Here is a 15,420-nt window from a genome sequence, read left to right on the forward strand (position 1 = left end):
GACGGCCCAGTACTCACGCAGTGATATGTGCAGGCGCATACTGCGTTGATGGCCGCTGAGACCCCATCACCTGAGGTCATCAACCTCATGGGAGACGTCGCCGAACTGATGCTGGCCGAGATCGACGACCTGGTCGCCGAGATGGACGCCGCCGAGGTCGCGCTGACCCCCGCCGCCGGGTCCGACGCGGCCGTGCTGGCGGACACCTCGGCCAGTAACCGCGCCAACGCAGCCCGGCTGCTGTCGATGTACGCCCGCCGCGAGGCCAAGATGGCGGCCATCGACATCCCGCCCGAGGCCCTCGATGTCGCCCGCACGGTTGCCCGGCGCGGCATGGACCTCGACGTGATCTTCCAGTCCTACCGGCGCGGCCAGAACGTGGCGTGGCGGCGCTACATGGCGCACGCCACCCAGCTCGTGCCGTCCGGCCCGCTGCTGATCGAGCTGCTGGAAGTGGCGTCGGGGCGCATGTTCGAGTACGTGGACCACGTCGTCGCCAACGTCATCGCCGCGGCGCAACGCGAGCGGGAGGAGGTCCTCGGCGGGGCCATCGCCCGCCGCGCCGAGACCATCAGGCTCATCCTCGACGGCGCCGCCATCGATGCGGCGAGAGCCGGCGAACGCCTGGGCTACGACCTGCGTCAGCGCCACACCGCGCTGGTGCTGTGGACGCCACCGCACGGCGACGTGCAGGGCGCGCTGGAATCGGCGGCGGCTGTGCTGGCGCGAGCCGCGGGCACGCGTCCGCCGCTGACGCTGTCCGTCGGCCCGTCGACGTTGTGGGCCTGGCTGGGCAGCACCAACGAGCCGGCCGTCGACTCCCTATCTGACGCAATCAACCAGGCGCAGAACCATATTCGCGTCGCGGTGGGACCGACCCGGCCGGGCATCGCCGGCTTCCGCCGCTCCCACGAGGCGGCGGTGTCCATCCAGAGTCTGCTCGCCGGGCACCCCGGTGGCGCACGCGTCGCGCTGTTCCGTGACCTGGAGGTCACGGCGCTGGCGGCCCAGAATGCCGACCGCGCAGCCGAATTCGTCGCCGCCACACTGGGCCCGCTCGCCGAGGACACGTCGGCGGCGGCCCGCCTGCGCGATACCCTGCGCGTCTTCCTCGACGAGGCCGACAACGCGCCGCGCGCCGCCAGCCGGCTGCACACCCACCGCAACACCGTGCTGCAGCGCGTGGCCCGCGCGACCGAGCTGCTCGGCTACCAGCCGGGCGAACGGCGCCTGGCCATGGAACTGGCACTGGAACTGGCGCACCAGCTCGGTCCCAGGGTGCTCACCGCGGGTCCGCCCGACGCCTGACGATCACGCCGTCGGCAGCGTCACATCCAGCCGGAACCCGCCGGGCACGTGGGCAGCGGAAACCTCGCCGCCGTGCGCCTCGACGATGCCCCGCACGATGGCCAGGCCGATGCCGGCGCCCGCCCCACCGTCTTCCGGGGTGCGGGCCGCGGTGCCACGCCAGCCCATGTCGAACATCCGGCCCAGATCCTGGGACTGCACGCCTGGTCCCTGGTCCAGCACCGTGAGCACAATCCGGTCGCCGTCGAGCCGCTGCGCCGAGACCTCGATCTCGGAGTGCTCCGGCGCATGCCGAATGCTGTTGACCAACAGGTTCGCCACCACCCGGGACAGCTCTCCGGCGTCAGCATGCAGCACCGCGTCGGCCATCCCCGCGTGGGTGATGCGGATGCCGCGGGTGGCCGCGAGGGCCTGCATGTCGGACACGACGTCGGAGACGAGGTCCAGGAGCACCACAGGCTCCTTGCTGAGCTTCAGCATGCCGCTCTGAATCTTGGACAATTCGAACAGCCCGTCGACCATGCGATTGACCGAGTCCACCTGATCGCGGATTTGCCGGATGTACTCGGCCGGGTCGTCGACCACGCCTTCCTCGAGCGCTTCGGCCATCGCGCGCATCCCGGCCAGCGGCGTCCGCAGGTCATGCGAAACCCAGGCGACCAGCTGGCGGCGGGACTGATCCAGCTGCTCGACTTCCGCGCGGGCAGCGGCCAGTTGCGCGGAGGATTGCGCGAGCTGGCTGGACAATTCGGCGAATTCCCTTGAGCTTTCGACGTCCGCTGTGACGATCTCACCGCTGCCGATCTGTTGCGCAGCCTGCTGCAGCCGGGCCAGCGACCGCCGCAGCCGGCGCAGCATGAACCCGGCGGCGAGAGCGGCCATCAGTGCGGAGATGCCGATCACCGCCAGCAGCACCTGTAGGTCGTGCGACGACAGGTACATCTCGATGGAGATCGCCACCGTGGAGGCGACGATCGCGATGATGGTCGCGCAGATCAACGTCGCCACGTGCGTGGCGATGGACCCGCGCCGATTGACTTGCATGACGACGACGGCCGCCCCCGTGGCGAGCGACGTGCAGATCAGTGCCGTCACCGCGATGACGACGAGGTCGGCGGCAGCAAGAATCATCACGACCTCCCCGACGGCGTGAACCGGTATCCCGAGCCCCACTCGGTGCGCAGGTAGACGGGATCGCGCGGGTCGGCTTCGAGCTTCTCCCGCAACCGCCGGATGTGCACCGTCACGGTCGACGCATCGCCGGTGCTCCAGCCCCATACCTCCCGCAGCATCTCGTCGCGGGAAACGACGCGGTCGGGGTTCTTGAGCAGGAAGAGCAGCAGCTCGTATTCGCGCGCGGTCAGCTCGACATCGGCGCTGCCGCAGGTGATCCGGCGCATCGTCGGGTCGATGCGGAATCGACCGACCACGAACGGCGCGAGCGGTGACTGTTGGGAGACCCTGTGCCGCAACAGTTTCGAAATCCGCAGTTGCAGTTCACGCAGCGCGAACGGTTTGGCGAGGTAGTCGTCGGCGCCGAGTTCGAGACCATCGATGCGGTGTCCGCTGGCACCGAGTGCGGTGAGCATGATGACCGGAACGTCCGAGCGGGTCCGAATCTCGCGCAGCAGGTCATCACCCGACAGCCCCGGCAGCATGCGGTCGAGGACCAGCACGTCGGGCTCCGAACGCTGCACGGCGTCCCGCGCGGTTTCCCCGTCGGCGTACTCGTCGATCCGAAAACCTTTGGCGCGCAGGTACGCCGCCACAGCCGTGCGCACCCGGCGGTCGTCTTCGACCAGCATGATGTGCGCTCCGCCACCGTCGTCCGACGTCACGGGCGCATCCATGTCGCACCTCTCATGGTGCCGAGCCTAGACAGGCGGCGGCACGACGGGCCGGTTCTTACGGTTCTGAAATGTTTGTCGAACGCGCCCGGCGCCCTCCCTAACTTCATCGGCGACGGGGTGATCGGCACCCCACGACGCTCGAAGGAGTTCCACATGGTCATCAAGCCGATCGTGGCGACAGCGGCTGCGGTGTTCGCCCTGACCCTCACCGCGTGCGGTGCCAATGAGATGAAGTCGGCTGGTTCGTCCAGCCCGGCCAGTGCCGCCATGACCTCAGCCATGACCTCGGCGGCCATGACCCCGAGCGCCACGACCCGCATGGGCGAGTTCACCGGCCTGAACGGCAAGCACGTCGCCGGCGCGGCGAAGGTGACCGGCGGCAATCTGGAGTTCAGCAACTTCACCTCGGACGAGGGCCCGGACCTGCACGTGTACCTGACGAAGGGCTCCACCGAGTCCGACGTCGCGGCGGGCAAGCAGATTTCGGCCATCAAGTACGACCAGGCGACGCAGTCGTTCCCGCTGACCGGCATCGACACCGCCGGCTACACCACGGTCGTCATCCACTGCGACAAGGCGAAGGCAGTCTTCGGTGCTGCCTCGCTGATGTGATGACCGGCCTGATGACCACCCGCGCACTGACCACGCGCGACCGTGCCGACCTGGCCGCGTCGATACTGTTCGGCGCGGTCCGGGTCGGGCTCGGGCTGCTGTGGCTGCACGAGGGATACGTGAAGTTCCGGGCGCACTTCGGGCGCGCGGACATCCTGCTCGTCGTCGACGGCGCGTCGGCGAATTCGCGTGTGCCGGAATACTTCCGGTTCGTGGCCGAGCACCTGCTGCGGCCGACGGCAGACCTGGCCGGCATCATGACGCCGCTGACCGAGGTGACACTGGGCCTGGTCCTGGTGCTCGGAGTGTTCAGCACGGCGGCCGCAACCGCCTCAGCGGGATTGCTCGCCGTCTACTGGAGTTCGGACCAGCTCATCGCGCAGTACCCGATCATGGCGATGCTGAGCGTGGGTGTGCTTGTTGGACAGGGATATTCGAATCGCTGGTCGATCATGACGCTGGCGCGTCGGCGGGCTTCCCACACGGGAGAGGGATGACAGGAAGGCCGTCGGTCCTCGTCGACATCGTGTGCCCCGGCGGCTGCTGACGGCGGGGCACACCGGGATCACAGCTTGCCGGTGCGCAGGTCCTGGCTGCTCTTCAGGACGGCCGAGTCCAGACTCCAGTTCTCCGGCTGGACCCGCTCCCACAGGCTGCCCTTCCCGTTCTCTCTGCCGACTTCGTCCTCACGCCTGAACCACTGCTCGGCGGTGCGAATCCGGTTCGGGTGGATTTCGTCGAGCAGCGCGTAGTTCCGTTCGATGACGCCGTCTTTCCACAGATTCCAGAAACCGGTGAAGTTGGCTCGAAATGTCATGGTGCTCGGTTCATTCGGGTCGGCGTTGTATCCGGCCGGGCTGTCGGCGACGCCACCGAGCGGTCCCCGCCAGTACGCGTCCATGTCGGTGTCGACGTAGCGGGCGGGATGGCCGGTAACGGTCTCGAATGCCCGCGCAAGTTCGCGATACGGGATGTGGTCGATCGCCACTTCGAGGTCCATGCCATTGGACCGGTCGGTGTTGTCGAAGAGCCATCGGACGTAGTAGCCGCAATCATCGAGTGCGACATGGGGCACCGCACCGTCGCCGAGTGGCACCCGCCAGGTGACCACGCCGTCTTCGACGCTGGGCGCCATGGGGGTCAGGGGCGAGATCGTCATTTCGATGTACGGGCCCGAGGTGAAGATGGCGGCGCCCATCCGATCCGAATTCGCCTGATTCTGCAGCAGGATCCATTCGGCGATGCGCCCTTTGCCGTCGTAGTGACCGGCGCGGTACCTCGAGTCAAAGCCGGCCTTCTTCAGCGCGTAGTCGAGGTTCCCGTACACGAAGAATTTGACGCCTTCCTCGATGGCGATCTCGTAGGCGCGGATGGCCCAGTACATCTCGGTCTTCTCGCCTGCGTTGAATCCGTCGATGTTGACGAACGCGCCGTCGCATTCGCGGAAGCCTTCTCGCAGCGCCGATTCGTCGGTGAACGTGCCTTCGAGCGCCGAGACGTTTCCCAGTTCGAGCAATGATTTGGCCCGGGCACTCGTGGCGTCACGAGTGAGAAATCGTACGGAGTACTTCCCGTCGGCGACGAGGGCGCGGGCAACCGGGATGCCCTGTGCCCCTGTCGCTCCGATCATGAAGATCTTCGAAGTGGGATGTGTGGACATTGCGACTCCTTATTATAGTGTATATACAACATTTGGACATCGAGATCGGCGCCCGTGGACCGATTGCGCTAGTCGCCGAGCGGCAGGCCGACGTTGGTCGCGAGGGATCGGACCGCCTTGACGCCGCCCGCCCCCAGCAGTTCAGCAGCTTCTTGTTGTGCCCGTTGCCATTCCGGCATCACGTCATCGACCTTCTCGAAGCCCGATGAGGTCAGCGCGACCTCTCGCACCCCCTTGGCGTTCGCAGAGACCGCCTCCACCCAGCCGTGCTTGATCAACAGACTCAGGTTGCGACTGACGGTCGACCGTTCCAACTGCAACACCTCGCCGATACGCGCCGGCGAACTGGGGCCCATCTTCCCCAACGCAGCCATGAGGTTGATCTGGGCGATGCTGACGCCATGATCTTCAAGCGCGTGGTCGTAGAGACTCGTCACCGCTCGGCCGAGTAGCCGGACACGAACCGCCAGGCAGTTGGCGGCAATCTCGTCGGCAGCGGAATGGACCACGCCACCATTGTTGCATATACATCATCGGGTGAGCAACGGGCGTCCGCCGAACCGGGTGACCGAAACGGCCATCACGAACTTGACGGGCGTCAACCGGGTGCTACGTTCACTGGACCGCACCGCCCGACAGGTATCGACAGGAGGACCGTGCCTGCACCGTCAGCATTCCGGTGGCCGGAGGCACGCGAGGCCGGGCCGCATGCCCGAATCCGCCACGCGCTCAAGCGAATCACCCGTTTTGACCTGTTCCCGGGCGACGAGATCGTCGATGGTTACGCTCGCCTGCTCACCACCGGCGATCCGGTTGCCGAGCGGTTCGTCGACGAGACCTTCCTCGGCGATCTCGGACCGGAACAGTCCCGCGCGCTGCTGAACAAGGCGCTCGACCTCGGCATCGACCAGGTGCCGGAGGCGCCGGATTCCATGCGGCAGCTGTTCGCCGAATTCGAGGTGATCCCCGACTGGGTGGACCCGGAGCTCATCGAGCAGGGCGCCGCGGTGTGGCGCCGCTGGGGTTACACCCTGGGTGCCATCGGCAACGCGGGCACCCTCGACACCTATACCGAGGGCTCGCTGGCCGTGCCGCTCTCGCTCTCGGGCGGCTACGCGGGTGCGTCGGCGCTGAACCGCTACCTGGAGACCACCCGCTGGTGGATCGAGGTATGCCGACCCGGTGCGGCGCTCACTCCGGGCTCGCTGGGCCGACGCATCTCGATGCAGGTCCGGGTGATGCACGTCAGCGTCCGCCTGCGGGTGGCGGAGAACGCGGAATGGGACAGCACCCGCTGGGGACTGCCGATCAGCCAGGCCGAGATGATGCTGACTCTGCTCGGCGGCAGCGTGGGCCCCGCGCTGGGTCTGTATTCGCTGGGCTACCTCACGTCGCCGCAGGAAATCCGGGCAGCCATGCATTTCAACCGCTACCTCGGCCACCTGGTCGGGGTGCAGTCCGAGGTCTTCCCCAAGACCGTCGCCGACGGGGTGCGGATGCTGTATCTGTTCGACGCCACCCGGTCGCATGACTCGGGCGCGGCCGGTACCGAACTGGTGGAGTCGTTCGTGCCGTCCTTCGCGCCCCGCCCGGACCAGACCGGGCTGCAGCGGTGGCGCGCCAAACTGCATCTCCACATCCAGTCCGGCTACACCCGACTGTTCATGCTGCCCTGGAACCGCAGGCAGTACCGGTTGCCGTCGCCGTGGCTGGGGTTGACGCTGCTGCTGGCCCGGGCCCCGTTCATCACGGTGCTGGAGATCGCCCGGCGGGTCAGCCCGGCAGTCGACGCGGCCTGGCAACGGCGCTCGGTGCAGGCCTGGGAGCGGTGGCAGCGCTGGGCCTCGGAACACAAGCCCGAGCAGTACATCGCCACGAATCCGTTGCGACGCTGAGTTTCTAGCGGCGGCGCGTCAACCGCGAAAGGCCAAGCCCGCCAAGCAGACCCATCGCCGCACCGACAGCGGCACTGCTGGCGTCGATGCCCTCCCGTTCGCGGTAGCGGGTGACGATCGCGGCCGGTCCGGGCGGCGCGACGGGGGCCAGCGCCATGGTGTCCGCGGCCGTCGCCGCCCACGCCGTCGAGAACAGGATGAGCCGCGCGGTGATGTAGGCGAACACCATCAGACCCAGCACGGGACCGAACGTCGCGCCCGCCGGCCCGTGCATGACGGTCCGCAGGTAGATCGACGCGACCTGTTTGAAGAGTTCGAAGCCCACCGCGGCGATGAGCGCGGCGCGGGCCGAGCTGCGCAGGCTGACCTTCTCGCGCGGCAGCCGGGCGATGATCCAGGTGAACATCAGCCACGCCACAAGGAACGACACCGTCAGCGACGCCACCCGCAGCAGCATCCCGAGGCCGGGCACGTGGCCGACGCCGAACCAGTGCAGCACCGTCGTCATCAAGCCGGTGTCGCCCAGGGCGGTCAGCGCGATGGTGACGACGATGGCCACGAACGCCGAGACCAACGCCAACAGATCCGACAGTTTGGTGCCGACCCAGCCATCGGGTTCGCTCTGTTGCTCCCACATCTCGGTCAGGGCCTTGCGCAGGTTGGCCATCCAGCCCAGCCCCGCCCAGGCCGCGGTCGCCAGACCGATGACGCCGACCGAGGTGCGCGATTTCACGGCGGAATCCATCAAGCCGACCAGCTGATTGCCGAAGTCGCCGGCGACCGCCGACCGGATGTGCGTCTCGAGCTCGGCCAGCAGATCCGGGCGGGAGGCCAGCACGAAGCCACCCACCGCGAAACCGACCATGAGCAGCGGGAACAGGGCGAACACTGTGAAGTAGGTGATGCCGGCGGCGTAGAAATCGCCGTTGCAGTCCTGGTAGCGGTCTTGAGCCCGCATGATCCGATCCAGCCACGCGTGCCGCTCACGCAGTCGGTCGAGAAGGCCCGGCTGGTCCGAGTCGGTCATCTCAGGCAAACCCCCTTGTTTGCCGAAAGCCTAGTGTGCGACGCCGCAGGTGTCCCGGCGCGGCGTCCGCACCGTCACCGCCGGCGCGGCAGGAAGCCCAGCCGGTCGTTGACCCGCTGCAGCGTCTTGGCGGCCACCTGTTCGGCACGTTCGGCACCGGTGGCCAGCACCGATTCGAGTTCGGCGGGGTCGGCCAGGAGCTCGTCGACCCGGTTCTTGATCGGGGTGACGTACTCGACGACGGCCTCGGCGGTTTCCTTCTTCAGATCGCCGTAGCCGCGCCCGTCATACCCGGCCACCAGTGTGTCGATGGCGGTGCCGGTGACGGCCGACTGGATGGTCAGCAGGTTGGAGATACCCGGCTTGGCCTCGGTGTCGAAGCGGATTTCGCGCTCGCTGTCGGTCACGGCCGAGCGGATCTTCTTGGCGCTCTTGGCCGGATCGTCGAGCAGATTGATCAGGCCCGCGTCGGTGGCGGCCGACTTGCTCATCTTGGCGGTCGGGTCCTGCAGGTCGTAGATCTTCGCGGTGGCCTTCGGGATCATCGCCTCGGGCACCACGAACGTGTCGGGGAAGCGCGCGTTGAACCGCTGCGCCAGGTCGCGGGCCAGTTCCAGGTGCTGACGCTGGTCCTCGCCGACGGGCACCAGGTCGGTGTCGTACAGCAGGATGTCGGCAGCCATCAGCACCGGGTAGGTGAACAGGCCGATCGTGGTGGCGTCGGCGCCCTGCTTCTGCGACTTGTCCTTGAACTGCGTCATGCGCGACGCCTGGCCGAAGCCCGTGAAGCAGCCCAGCAACCAGGCCAGCTGCGTGTGTTCAGCGACGTGGCTCTGCACGAACACCGTGCTGCGGGCCGGGTCGATGCCGAGCGCCAGGTACTGCGCCGCGGTCACCAGGGTGCGACGACGCAGCGTCTCGGGATCCTGCGGGACGGTGATGGCATGCAGGTCGACGACGCAGAAAAACGCGTCGTAGCCGTCCTGCAGGTGGGCCCAGTTCTGCACCGCGCCCAGGGCATTGCCCAGGTGCAGCGAGTCGGAGGTGGGCTGGGCCCCGGAAAAGACGACGCGCTGATCCGCGCCTGCACCGCTGTTGCTCATGATGGGTTCGATTTTCGCACTGCCGTCATCCGGTTTTGTCCGGGGCTGTGCTGATCATGCCCGCGCGACGAAGCGGAACCGGTCACCCCGGTACACCGAACGGGTCCATTCGACGACCCGTCCCGTCTTGTCGCGGCTCGTGCGGTGGACCAGCAGCATGGGCTGCCCCGTCGCGATCTGCAGCAGTTCGGCCTGGTCCGGAGTCGCCATGGCGGTCTCCACGGTGTCCTCGACCGAGTGCACGCCGCGGTCATAGTGGTCGCGCAGCGCCGCATAGAGCGAGCCGGTCTCCGCCAGCCGCGCCTCCAAGCGCGGCAGCGCCCCGGGCAGGTGGGCCTCCTCGACGGCCAGCGGTTCCCCGTCGACCAGGCGCAGTCGCGTCAGCACGTGAATCCGCTCCCCCGGCGGGATCTCCAGATGCTCGGCGACGGTCTTGTCCGCCTTCATCTGCTCCAACCCCAGAATCTGCGAAGAGGGTTGCATCCCTTCGGCTTTCAGGTCGTCGGTGAGCGACGACAGCTGCCGTACGTGCACCACCTTGGGCGGTGCGACGTAGTTCCCGCTGCCCTGGGTACGCCGCAGCACCCCCTCGCCGGCCAGCTCGGCCAGCGCCTTGCGCAGCGTGGTGCGGGAGGTGCCGAGTTGTTCGGCGAGCTGGCGCTCCGGCGGCAGGGACATGCCCCGGTCCAGTTCGGCGATGAGGTCCGCGAGGGCGAGCTTGACCTGGAAGTACCGCGGCTGCGTATCGGCCATGTCAGTTTCCTGCCATCGGCGTGTCACACCAGGCGTGTCGCCCTGCCTCCCGACACATGCCATCGGGAAGCGTCAACTTTCCTTGACCAGTCAACGAAAGTTGACGTTTGCCGGCGAAGGTCGCCACCGGACCCCGATGCCGAAGTTGCACGTGTGACTGCACGCGGTATGCCCACCTCACTCGCAAAAGCCGTTCCGATTTACCTCTTGACGGCCGTATTGGTATATGCCAATCTAGCACCTACCCAATTGGTATAGACCAATTTCCACTCCAGTGAGAGGACTCCACACGTGGGCACTACCGAGACAACAAGACGAACGTCGCGACTGGGCCTGCTCGTGGGGATCGCAGCGGCCAGCGTCGGCGTCATCTACGGCTACGACCTGTCCAACATCGCCGGCGCGATGCTGTTCATCCCCAAGGAGTTCGATCTCGACACCGCGGGCGTCCAGTGGATCACCACCATGGTGGTGATCGGCGAGATCGCCGGCGCCATCGTCGGCGGCTGGCTGGCCAACAAGATCGGTCGCAAGAAGTCGATGGTGCTGGTCGCCACCACCTATGCCGCCTTCGCTCTGATGTGTGCGCTGTCGGTGTCGGTGCCGATGCTCATGACTGCGCGGCTACTGCTGGGCCTGACGATCGGCGTCTCGGTGGTGGTCGTTCCGGTGTTCGTCGCTGAATCGGCCCCCGCGAACATCCGCGGGTCACTACTCGTCGCCTATCAGGTGGCGACCGTCATCGGCATCATCATCGGTTACCTCGCCGCCTACGCCCTGGCCGACTCCGGCAGCTGGCGCTGGATGCTGGGCCTGGCTTCCGTACCGGCTCTCCTGGTGGCCGTGATCCTGATGCGCATGCCCGACACCGCCCGGTGGTACATGCTCAAGGGCCGGGTCGACGAGGCACGTCGCACGCTGCAGATGGTCGAACCCGGCGCCGACGTCGACGCTGAGATCGCCGAGATCGGCCGGGCGCTGACCGAAGAACGCGGCGGCACCTTCCGCGAGATGCTGCGACCGCCCTACCTGCGCGCGACGGTCTTCGTCGTCGTCCTCGGGTTCTTCATCCAGATCACCGGCATCAACGCCATCGTCTACTACAGCCCGAAGCTGTTCGAGGCCATGGGTTTCCACGGCAACTTCGCGCTGCTGATCCTGCCCGCCCTGGTCCAGGTCGCCGCCCTCATCGCGGTGTTCGTGTCGCTGGTCCTGGTCGACCGCGTCGGCCGGCGACCGATCCTGCTCGGCGGCATCGGCATGATGATCGCCGCCAACGCCCTGCTCATCGGGGTGTTCCTGGCCGGATCGAACTTCGGTGGGGCACTCACGGCGCTCGGCTTCATCGGCGTGCTGCTGTTCACCGTCGGCTTCACGTTCGGATTCGGCGCCCTGGTCTGGGTCTACGCCGGGGAGAGCTTCCCGTCGCAGCTGCGCTCGATGGGGTCCAGCGCGATGCTGACCTCCGACCTGGTGGGCAACGCGATCGTCGCCGGCTTCTTCCTCACCATGCTCCAAACCCTCGGTGGCTCCGGCACATTCATGGTGTTCGGCGCGCTGGCCCTGGCCGCCTTCATCTTCGTGTACCGGTTCGCCCCCGAGACCAAGGGCCGCCAGCTCGAAGAAATCCGCCACTTCTGGGAGAACGGCGGCACCTGGCCGGCCGAAGGCGCAGACACCAAGGTCGCCCGGTGACCGTCATCGGATTCGACATCGGCGGTTCCAAGACCCAGGCAGTACGGGTCGAGAACGGCACCGTCGTCGCCGAGGCCCTGGCCGGCAGCGCGAACATCTCGTCGGTCGGCATCGACGAGGCCGGCCGCCAGCTGGACGTCATCCTGGAGCGGTTGGGCACCAAGGGAATCCAGGCAGTCTGCGCCGGAGCGGCCGGCGTCGAGACCCCGGCCGGCGAAGCCCGGCTGCGCGACCTGCTGGCGCAACGCCTGCCCTGCGCCCGCATCCGGGTCGTGCACGACAGCCAACTCATCCTCGCGGCCGCCGGCGTCCGCGACGGCATCGCCGTCATCTCCGGTACCGGCTCGGTCGCCTTCGGCCGCAACGGTGATCATTACAGCCGCGCCGGCGGGTGGGGCTATCTGCTCGGCGACGAGGGCAGCGGCTACTGGGTGGCGCGGGAAGCAGTGCGGCGCAGCATCGCTCGCATCGACCGCGGCGCCCCGGCCGACCGACTGGGACAGCAACTGGCGGCCGACTGCGGGCTGCAGTTCCCCGGCCAGCTGCTCGACCACTTCTACGACCAACCCGACCGGCGCTACTGGGCCGGCCGCGCCCGGGTCGTGTTCGAATTGGCCAGTGGCGGTGACACTGTGAGCCGTCAGATCATCGACGACGCCGGCACCGCGCTGGCCGACCTGGCCATCGCCGTCGGCACCCGGCTGGATTTCACCGGGCCGGTGGTCCTCGCCGGCGGCCTGGCAGTGCACCAACCGGCGCTGCAGAAAGTGGTGCGGCAACGCCTCACCGAGCAACAGTTCACCGATGTACGGGTGCTGGCCGTCGACCCGGTGCGCGGCGCGGTCGAACTCGCCCAACGACTACTACCGGATTGTGATTCCGACAAGGAGAAGAAGTGAGCACCGATCTGACATCCCCCGGCCACCTGATGGCCGCCGAAATCGCCGAACAGCCGCAGGTCTGGCGCCGGCTGCTCGACGAGGGCCGTGACCCCATCCGCGCCGCTGCCGCCCAGATCGCCGCAGCTGCACCACGATTCGTCCTGTTCGTGGCGCGCGGCACCAGCGACCACGCCGCGCTGTATGCGAAGTACCTCGTCGAGATCAAACACGGCCTGCCCGCCGGGCTGGTCTCGCCGTCGACCATGACGGTCTACGGCGCTCAACCCGACCTGCGCGACGTGCTGTACGTGGCGGTGAGCCAGTCCGGTGGTTCGCCGGACCTGGTGCGCTCGGTGGAGGTGGCCCGCGCGCAGGGCGCGCTGACGGTCGCCGTCACCAACAACGCGGCGTCGGATCTGGCTGCGGCAGCGCAGATTCACATCGATGTGCTGGCCGGTGCCGAGAAGTCGGTGGCCGCGACCAAGTCGTACACCGCGGAGTTGTTGGCACTCCAGCTGCTGCTCGGGCACGACGGCGACGGAGTCGGCGCCCTGCCCGACCTCGGCGAGCAGGTGCTCGCCTCCGGTGATCTGGTGCGCGACGTCGCGCAGCGGTACCGGTTCGCGCAGCGGCTCATCGCCACCGCCCGCGGCTACTCCTACCCCACCGCCCGCGAGGCCGCGCTCAAGCTGATGGAGACGTCGTACCTGTCCGCACAGGCATTTTCGGGTGCCGACCTGCTGCACGGACCACTCGCCACCGTCGACCCCCAGGTACCGGTGCTGGCAGTGGTTCCCGAGGGAGTCGGCGGCCAGGCCATGGCCCCGGTGCTGGAACGGCTGGCCGAGCGCAATGCCGACGTGTTCGGCGTCGGCGATCCCACGGCGCTGGCCGGGCTGGCCGGCGGCATCGCACTGCCCAGCGGTGTGTCCGACGAATTGTCCCCGCTGCTGGAAATCCTTCCGCTGCAACAACTTGCGCTGCACCTGGCGCTGGCCCGCGGCGGTGACCCCGACCAACCGCGCGGACTGCGGAAGGTCACGGAGACGCTATGACGCTCATCGCCGCGGGCGCGGTGGTGACCCCGGACGGAGTCCTCAGGCCGGGGTGGGTGGACACCCAGGGGAACCGCATCTTGGCAGTCGGGGCGGGCGCCCCACCGCGCCCGGCTGACCACGATTTCGCCGATGCGGTCGTGGTGCCCGGATTCGTCGACATCCACGTGCACGGGGGCGGCGGCGCGTCGTACACCGAGCCGTCGGCCGACGAAATCCACCGTGCGGCAACATTTCACCGCAGTCACGGCACCACGACCACACTGGCGAGCCTCGTCACGGCTCCCCCGGCCCCGTTGCTGACCCAGGTCCGTGCCCTCGCAGCCGCGAGCCGGGCCGGGGTGATCGCCGGCATCCATCTGGAAGGCCCATGGCTCAGCGCCGCCCGCTGCGGCGCACATGACGCCGGCCAGTTGCGTGACCCGGACCCCGCCGAGATCGACGCATTGTTGGATGCCGCCGATGGTGCCATCCGGATGGTGACGGTGGCGCCGGAGCTACCCAGTGGCCTGTCCGCGATCCAGCGCCTGGTCGCCGCGGGAGTTGTTGTCGCCGTGGGGCATACCGACGCCAGCTACGACCAGACCCGGGCCGCCATCGAGGCGGGCGCCACCGTCGGAACGCACGTCTTCAACGCCATGCGGCCACTGCACCACCGCGATCCGGGGCCGGCCATGGCCCTGCTGGAAGACCCGCGCGTCACCGTCGAGCTGATCGCCGACGGCGTCCACGTGCACGACGCGCTGCTCCGCCACGTCGTCGCCTCCGCGGGGGCCGCTCGGGTTGCGCTGATCACCGATGCCATGGCGGCCGCCGGGCTTCCCGATGGCTCCTTCCGGCTCGGCGCCCTCGACGTCGAGGTCCAGGATGCGATTGCGCGAGTGCGGGGTCAGTCGACGATCGCGGGCAGTACCGCCATGATGGACATGGTCTTTCGTGCCGCGGTACGGGATCCCGCCTCCGACGCGGAATTGATCGCCGCAGCCGCCATGACCGCGACGACGCCCGCCCGGACACTGGGGCTGGTCGACGTCGGCAGCATCGCGCCCGGCCTGGCCGCCGATCTCGTGGTGCTCGGCCCGGACCTGCACATCGCCGCCGTCATGGCCGACGGAGAGTTCGTGGTCAATCGAGCGTCGGTGCCAAACGCTGCAGCACTTTGAGGAAAACACGCCGCTCGTCGGCGCTCAACTCGCCGAGCCACTGCTCCTCACCGCGCTGGATGTCATGCTGCACGGCATCTTTGAGCCGGCGCCCGGCCGTCGTGATCGACAGGAGCCGCACCCGGCGGTCGTCGGGATCGGGCGTGCGCTCGATGTAACCGCGGCCCTGCAGGTCGTCGAGCGTGCGGATGATGCGCGTCTTGTCGGCGCCGATCGCCTGCGCCAACACCGCCTGCGACCGCATCGGATTCTCGTCGAGCGCCAGCAGCACGACGTAGCCCCACATGGTGACGCCGTGCGCGTCCAGGATGGGCTGCTCAGCGGCCATCAGCTCGCGCATCAGCGGTGCGAGCATCGCGGCGAGGTCCGGTCGCTTGGCTGACATCCTGCCATCGTAGGCATTGCCATATCGTATGCG

The 15,420-nt window shown here is 68.0% G+C and carries 16 protein-coding genes; 8 read left to right on the forward strand and 8 right to left on the reverse strand.

Annotated elements, in window-relative coordinates; genetic code table 11:
- Nucleotides 1-48 precede the first annotated feature (48 nt).
- Nucleotides 49-1,308 (forward strand): PucR family transcriptional regulator, encoded by a 1,260-nt coding sequence (locus tag EB75_RS13550; protein ID WP_073695907.1) that lies wholly within the window; start codon nucleotides 49-51, stop codon nucleotides 1,306-1,308.
- A gap of 3 nt (nucleotides 1,309-1,311) precedes the next feature.
- Here EB75_RS13550 and EB75_RS13555 read toward each other — a convergent pair whose 3' ends face one another.
- Both EB75_RS13555 and EB75_RS13560 read right to left on the reverse strand, forming a co-directional pair.
- Nucleotides 1,312-2,439, reverse strand: a complete 1,128-nt coding sequence (locus EB75_RS13555) for a sensor histidine kinase (protein WP_083612255.1) — start codon at nucleotides 2,437-2,439, stop codon at nucleotides 1,312-1,314.
- Nucleotides 2,439-3,158, reverse strand: a complete 720-nt coding sequence (locus EB75_RS13560) for a response regulator transcription factor (RefSeq protein ID WP_083612239.1) — start codon at nucleotides 3,156-3,158, stop codon at nucleotides 2,439-2,441. The genes EB75_RS13555 and EB75_RS13560 overlap by 1 nt, the downstream gene beginning before the upstream one ends.
- Before the next feature lie 72 nt (nucleotides 3,159-3,230).
- Here EB75_RS13560 and EB75_RS13565 point away from each other — a divergent pair, with 72 nt between their 5' ends.
- Both EB75_RS13565 and EB75_RS13570 read left to right on the forward strand, forming a co-directional pair.
- Nucleotides 3,231-3,770, forward strand: coding sequence for a DM13 domain-containing protein (locus EB75_RS13565; RefSeq protein ID WP_286150188.1), 540 nt, complete (start codon nucleotides 3,231-3,233; stop codon nucleotides 3,768-3,770).
- Nucleotides 3,770-4,267, forward strand: a complete 498-nt coding sequence (locus tag EB75_RS13570) for a DoxX family membrane protein (protein WP_083612242.1) — start codon at nucleotides 3,770-3,772, stop codon at nucleotides 4,265-4,267. The genes EB75_RS13565 and EB75_RS13570 overlap by 1 nt, the downstream gene beginning before the upstream one ends.
- A gap of 68 nt (nucleotides 4,268-4,335) precedes the next feature.
- On the opposite strand, the gene EB75_RS13575 is transcribed toward EB75_RS13570, so the two are convergent.
- The gene (locus tag EB75_RS13575; RefSeq protein WP_073695908.1) at nucleotides 4,336-5,430 is read right to left on the reverse strand and encodes an NmrA family NAD(P)-binding protein; all 1,095 of its coding nucleotides are present in this window, start codon (nucleotides 5,428-5,430) and stop codon (nucleotides 4,336-4,338) included.
- 68 nt (nucleotides 5,431-5,498) lie between these two features.
- Nucleotides 5,499-5,939: a MarR family winged helix-turn-helix transcriptional regulator gene (locus tag EB75_RS13580; RefSeq protein WP_073695909.1), complete on the reverse strand. Its 441-nt coding sequence runs from the start codon at nucleotides 5,937-5,939 to the stop codon at nucleotides 5,499-5,501.
- A 147-nt stretch (nucleotides 5,940-6,086) separates the two neighbouring features.
- On the opposite strand from EB75_RS13580, the gene EB75_RS13585 reads away from it, so the two are divergent.
- Complete coding sequence (locus tag EB75_RS13585) at nucleotides 6,087-7,325, forward strand: oxygenase MpaB family protein (protein ID WP_073695910.1); 1,239 nt, start codon at nucleotides 6,087-6,089, stop codon at nucleotides 7,323-7,325.
- A gap of 4 nt (nucleotides 7,326-7,329) precedes the next feature.
- Here the strand turns inward: EB75_RS13585 and yhjD are convergent, their stop codons facing one another.
- From yhjD to EB75_RS13600, 3 genes are all read right to left on the reverse strand, one after another.
- Nucleotides 7,330-8,352, reverse strand: a complete 1,023-nt coding sequence (gene yhjD, locus EB75_RS13590) for an inner membrane protein YhjD (RefSeq protein ID WP_073695911.1) — start codon at nucleotides 8,350-8,352, stop codon at nucleotides 7,330-7,332.
- A gap of 74 nt (nucleotides 8,353-8,426) precedes the next feature.
- Nucleotides 8,427-9,455 carry a tryptophan--tRNA ligase gene (trpS, locus tag EB75_RS13595; RefSeq protein ID WP_073695912.1) on the reverse strand — a complete coding sequence of 343 codons (1,029 nt, stop codon included), beginning with the start codon at nucleotides 9,453-9,455 and terminating at the stop codon, nucleotides 8,427-8,429.
- Between the two features lie 54 nt (nucleotides 9,456-9,509).
- Complete coding sequence (locus tag EB75_RS13600) at nucleotides 9,510-10,208, reverse strand: GntR family transcriptional regulator (protein ID WP_073695913.1); 699 nt, start codon at nucleotides 10,206-10,208, stop codon at nucleotides 9,510-9,512.
- 291 nt (nucleotides 10,209-10,499) lie between these two features.
- Here EB75_RS13600 and EB75_RS13605 point away from each other — a divergent pair, with 291 nt between their 5' ends.
- Genes EB75_RS13605 through nagA form a run of 4 tightly spaced genes read left to right on the forward strand, consistent with a single transcriptional unit; the run spans nucleotide 10,500 to nucleotide 15,002 of the window.
- Nucleotides 10,500-11,903, forward strand: coding sequence for a sugar porter family MFS transporter (locus EB75_RS13605; protein WP_073695914.1), 1,404 nt, complete (start codon nucleotides 10,500-10,502; stop codon nucleotides 11,901-11,903).
- Entirely contained in the window at nucleotides 11,900-12,802 is a 903-nt protein-coding gene (locus EB75_RS13610; RefSeq protein WP_083612247.1) for an N-acetylglucosamine kinase, read from the forward strand. The genes EB75_RS13605 and EB75_RS13610 overlap by 4 nt, the downstream gene beginning before the upstream one ends.
- 29 nt (nucleotides 12,803-12,831) lie before the next feature.
- Nucleotides 12,832-13,839, forward strand: a complete 1,008-nt coding sequence (locus tag EB75_RS13615; protein WP_083612257.1) for an SIS domain-containing protein — start codon at nucleotides 12,832-12,834, stop codon at nucleotides 13,837-13,839.
- Entirely contained in the window at nucleotides 13,836-15,002 is a 1,167-nt protein-coding gene (gene nagA, locus EB75_RS13620) for an N-acetylglucosamine-6-phosphate deacetylase (protein ID WP_073695917.1), read from the forward strand. Before EB75_RS13615 ends, nagA begins: the two co-directional genes overlap by 4 nt.
- Here the strand turns inward: nagA and EB75_RS13625 are convergent.
- On the reverse strand, nucleotides 14,965-15,387 hold the full coding sequence (locus EB75_RS13625) for a MarR family winged helix-turn-helix transcriptional regulator (RefSeq protein ID WP_073695918.1): 423 nt from the start codon (nucleotides 15,385-15,387) through the stop codon (nucleotides 14,965-14,967). The two genes, nagA and EB75_RS13625, sit on opposite strands and share 38 nt — an antisense overlap.
- Nucleotides 15,388-15,420: the final 33 nt, after the last annotated feature.

The organism is Mycobacterium sp. ST-F2 (assembly GCF_001905655.1).
Lineage (GTDB): Bacteria > Actinomycetota > Actinomycetes > Mycobacteriales > Mycobacteriaceae > Mycobacterium.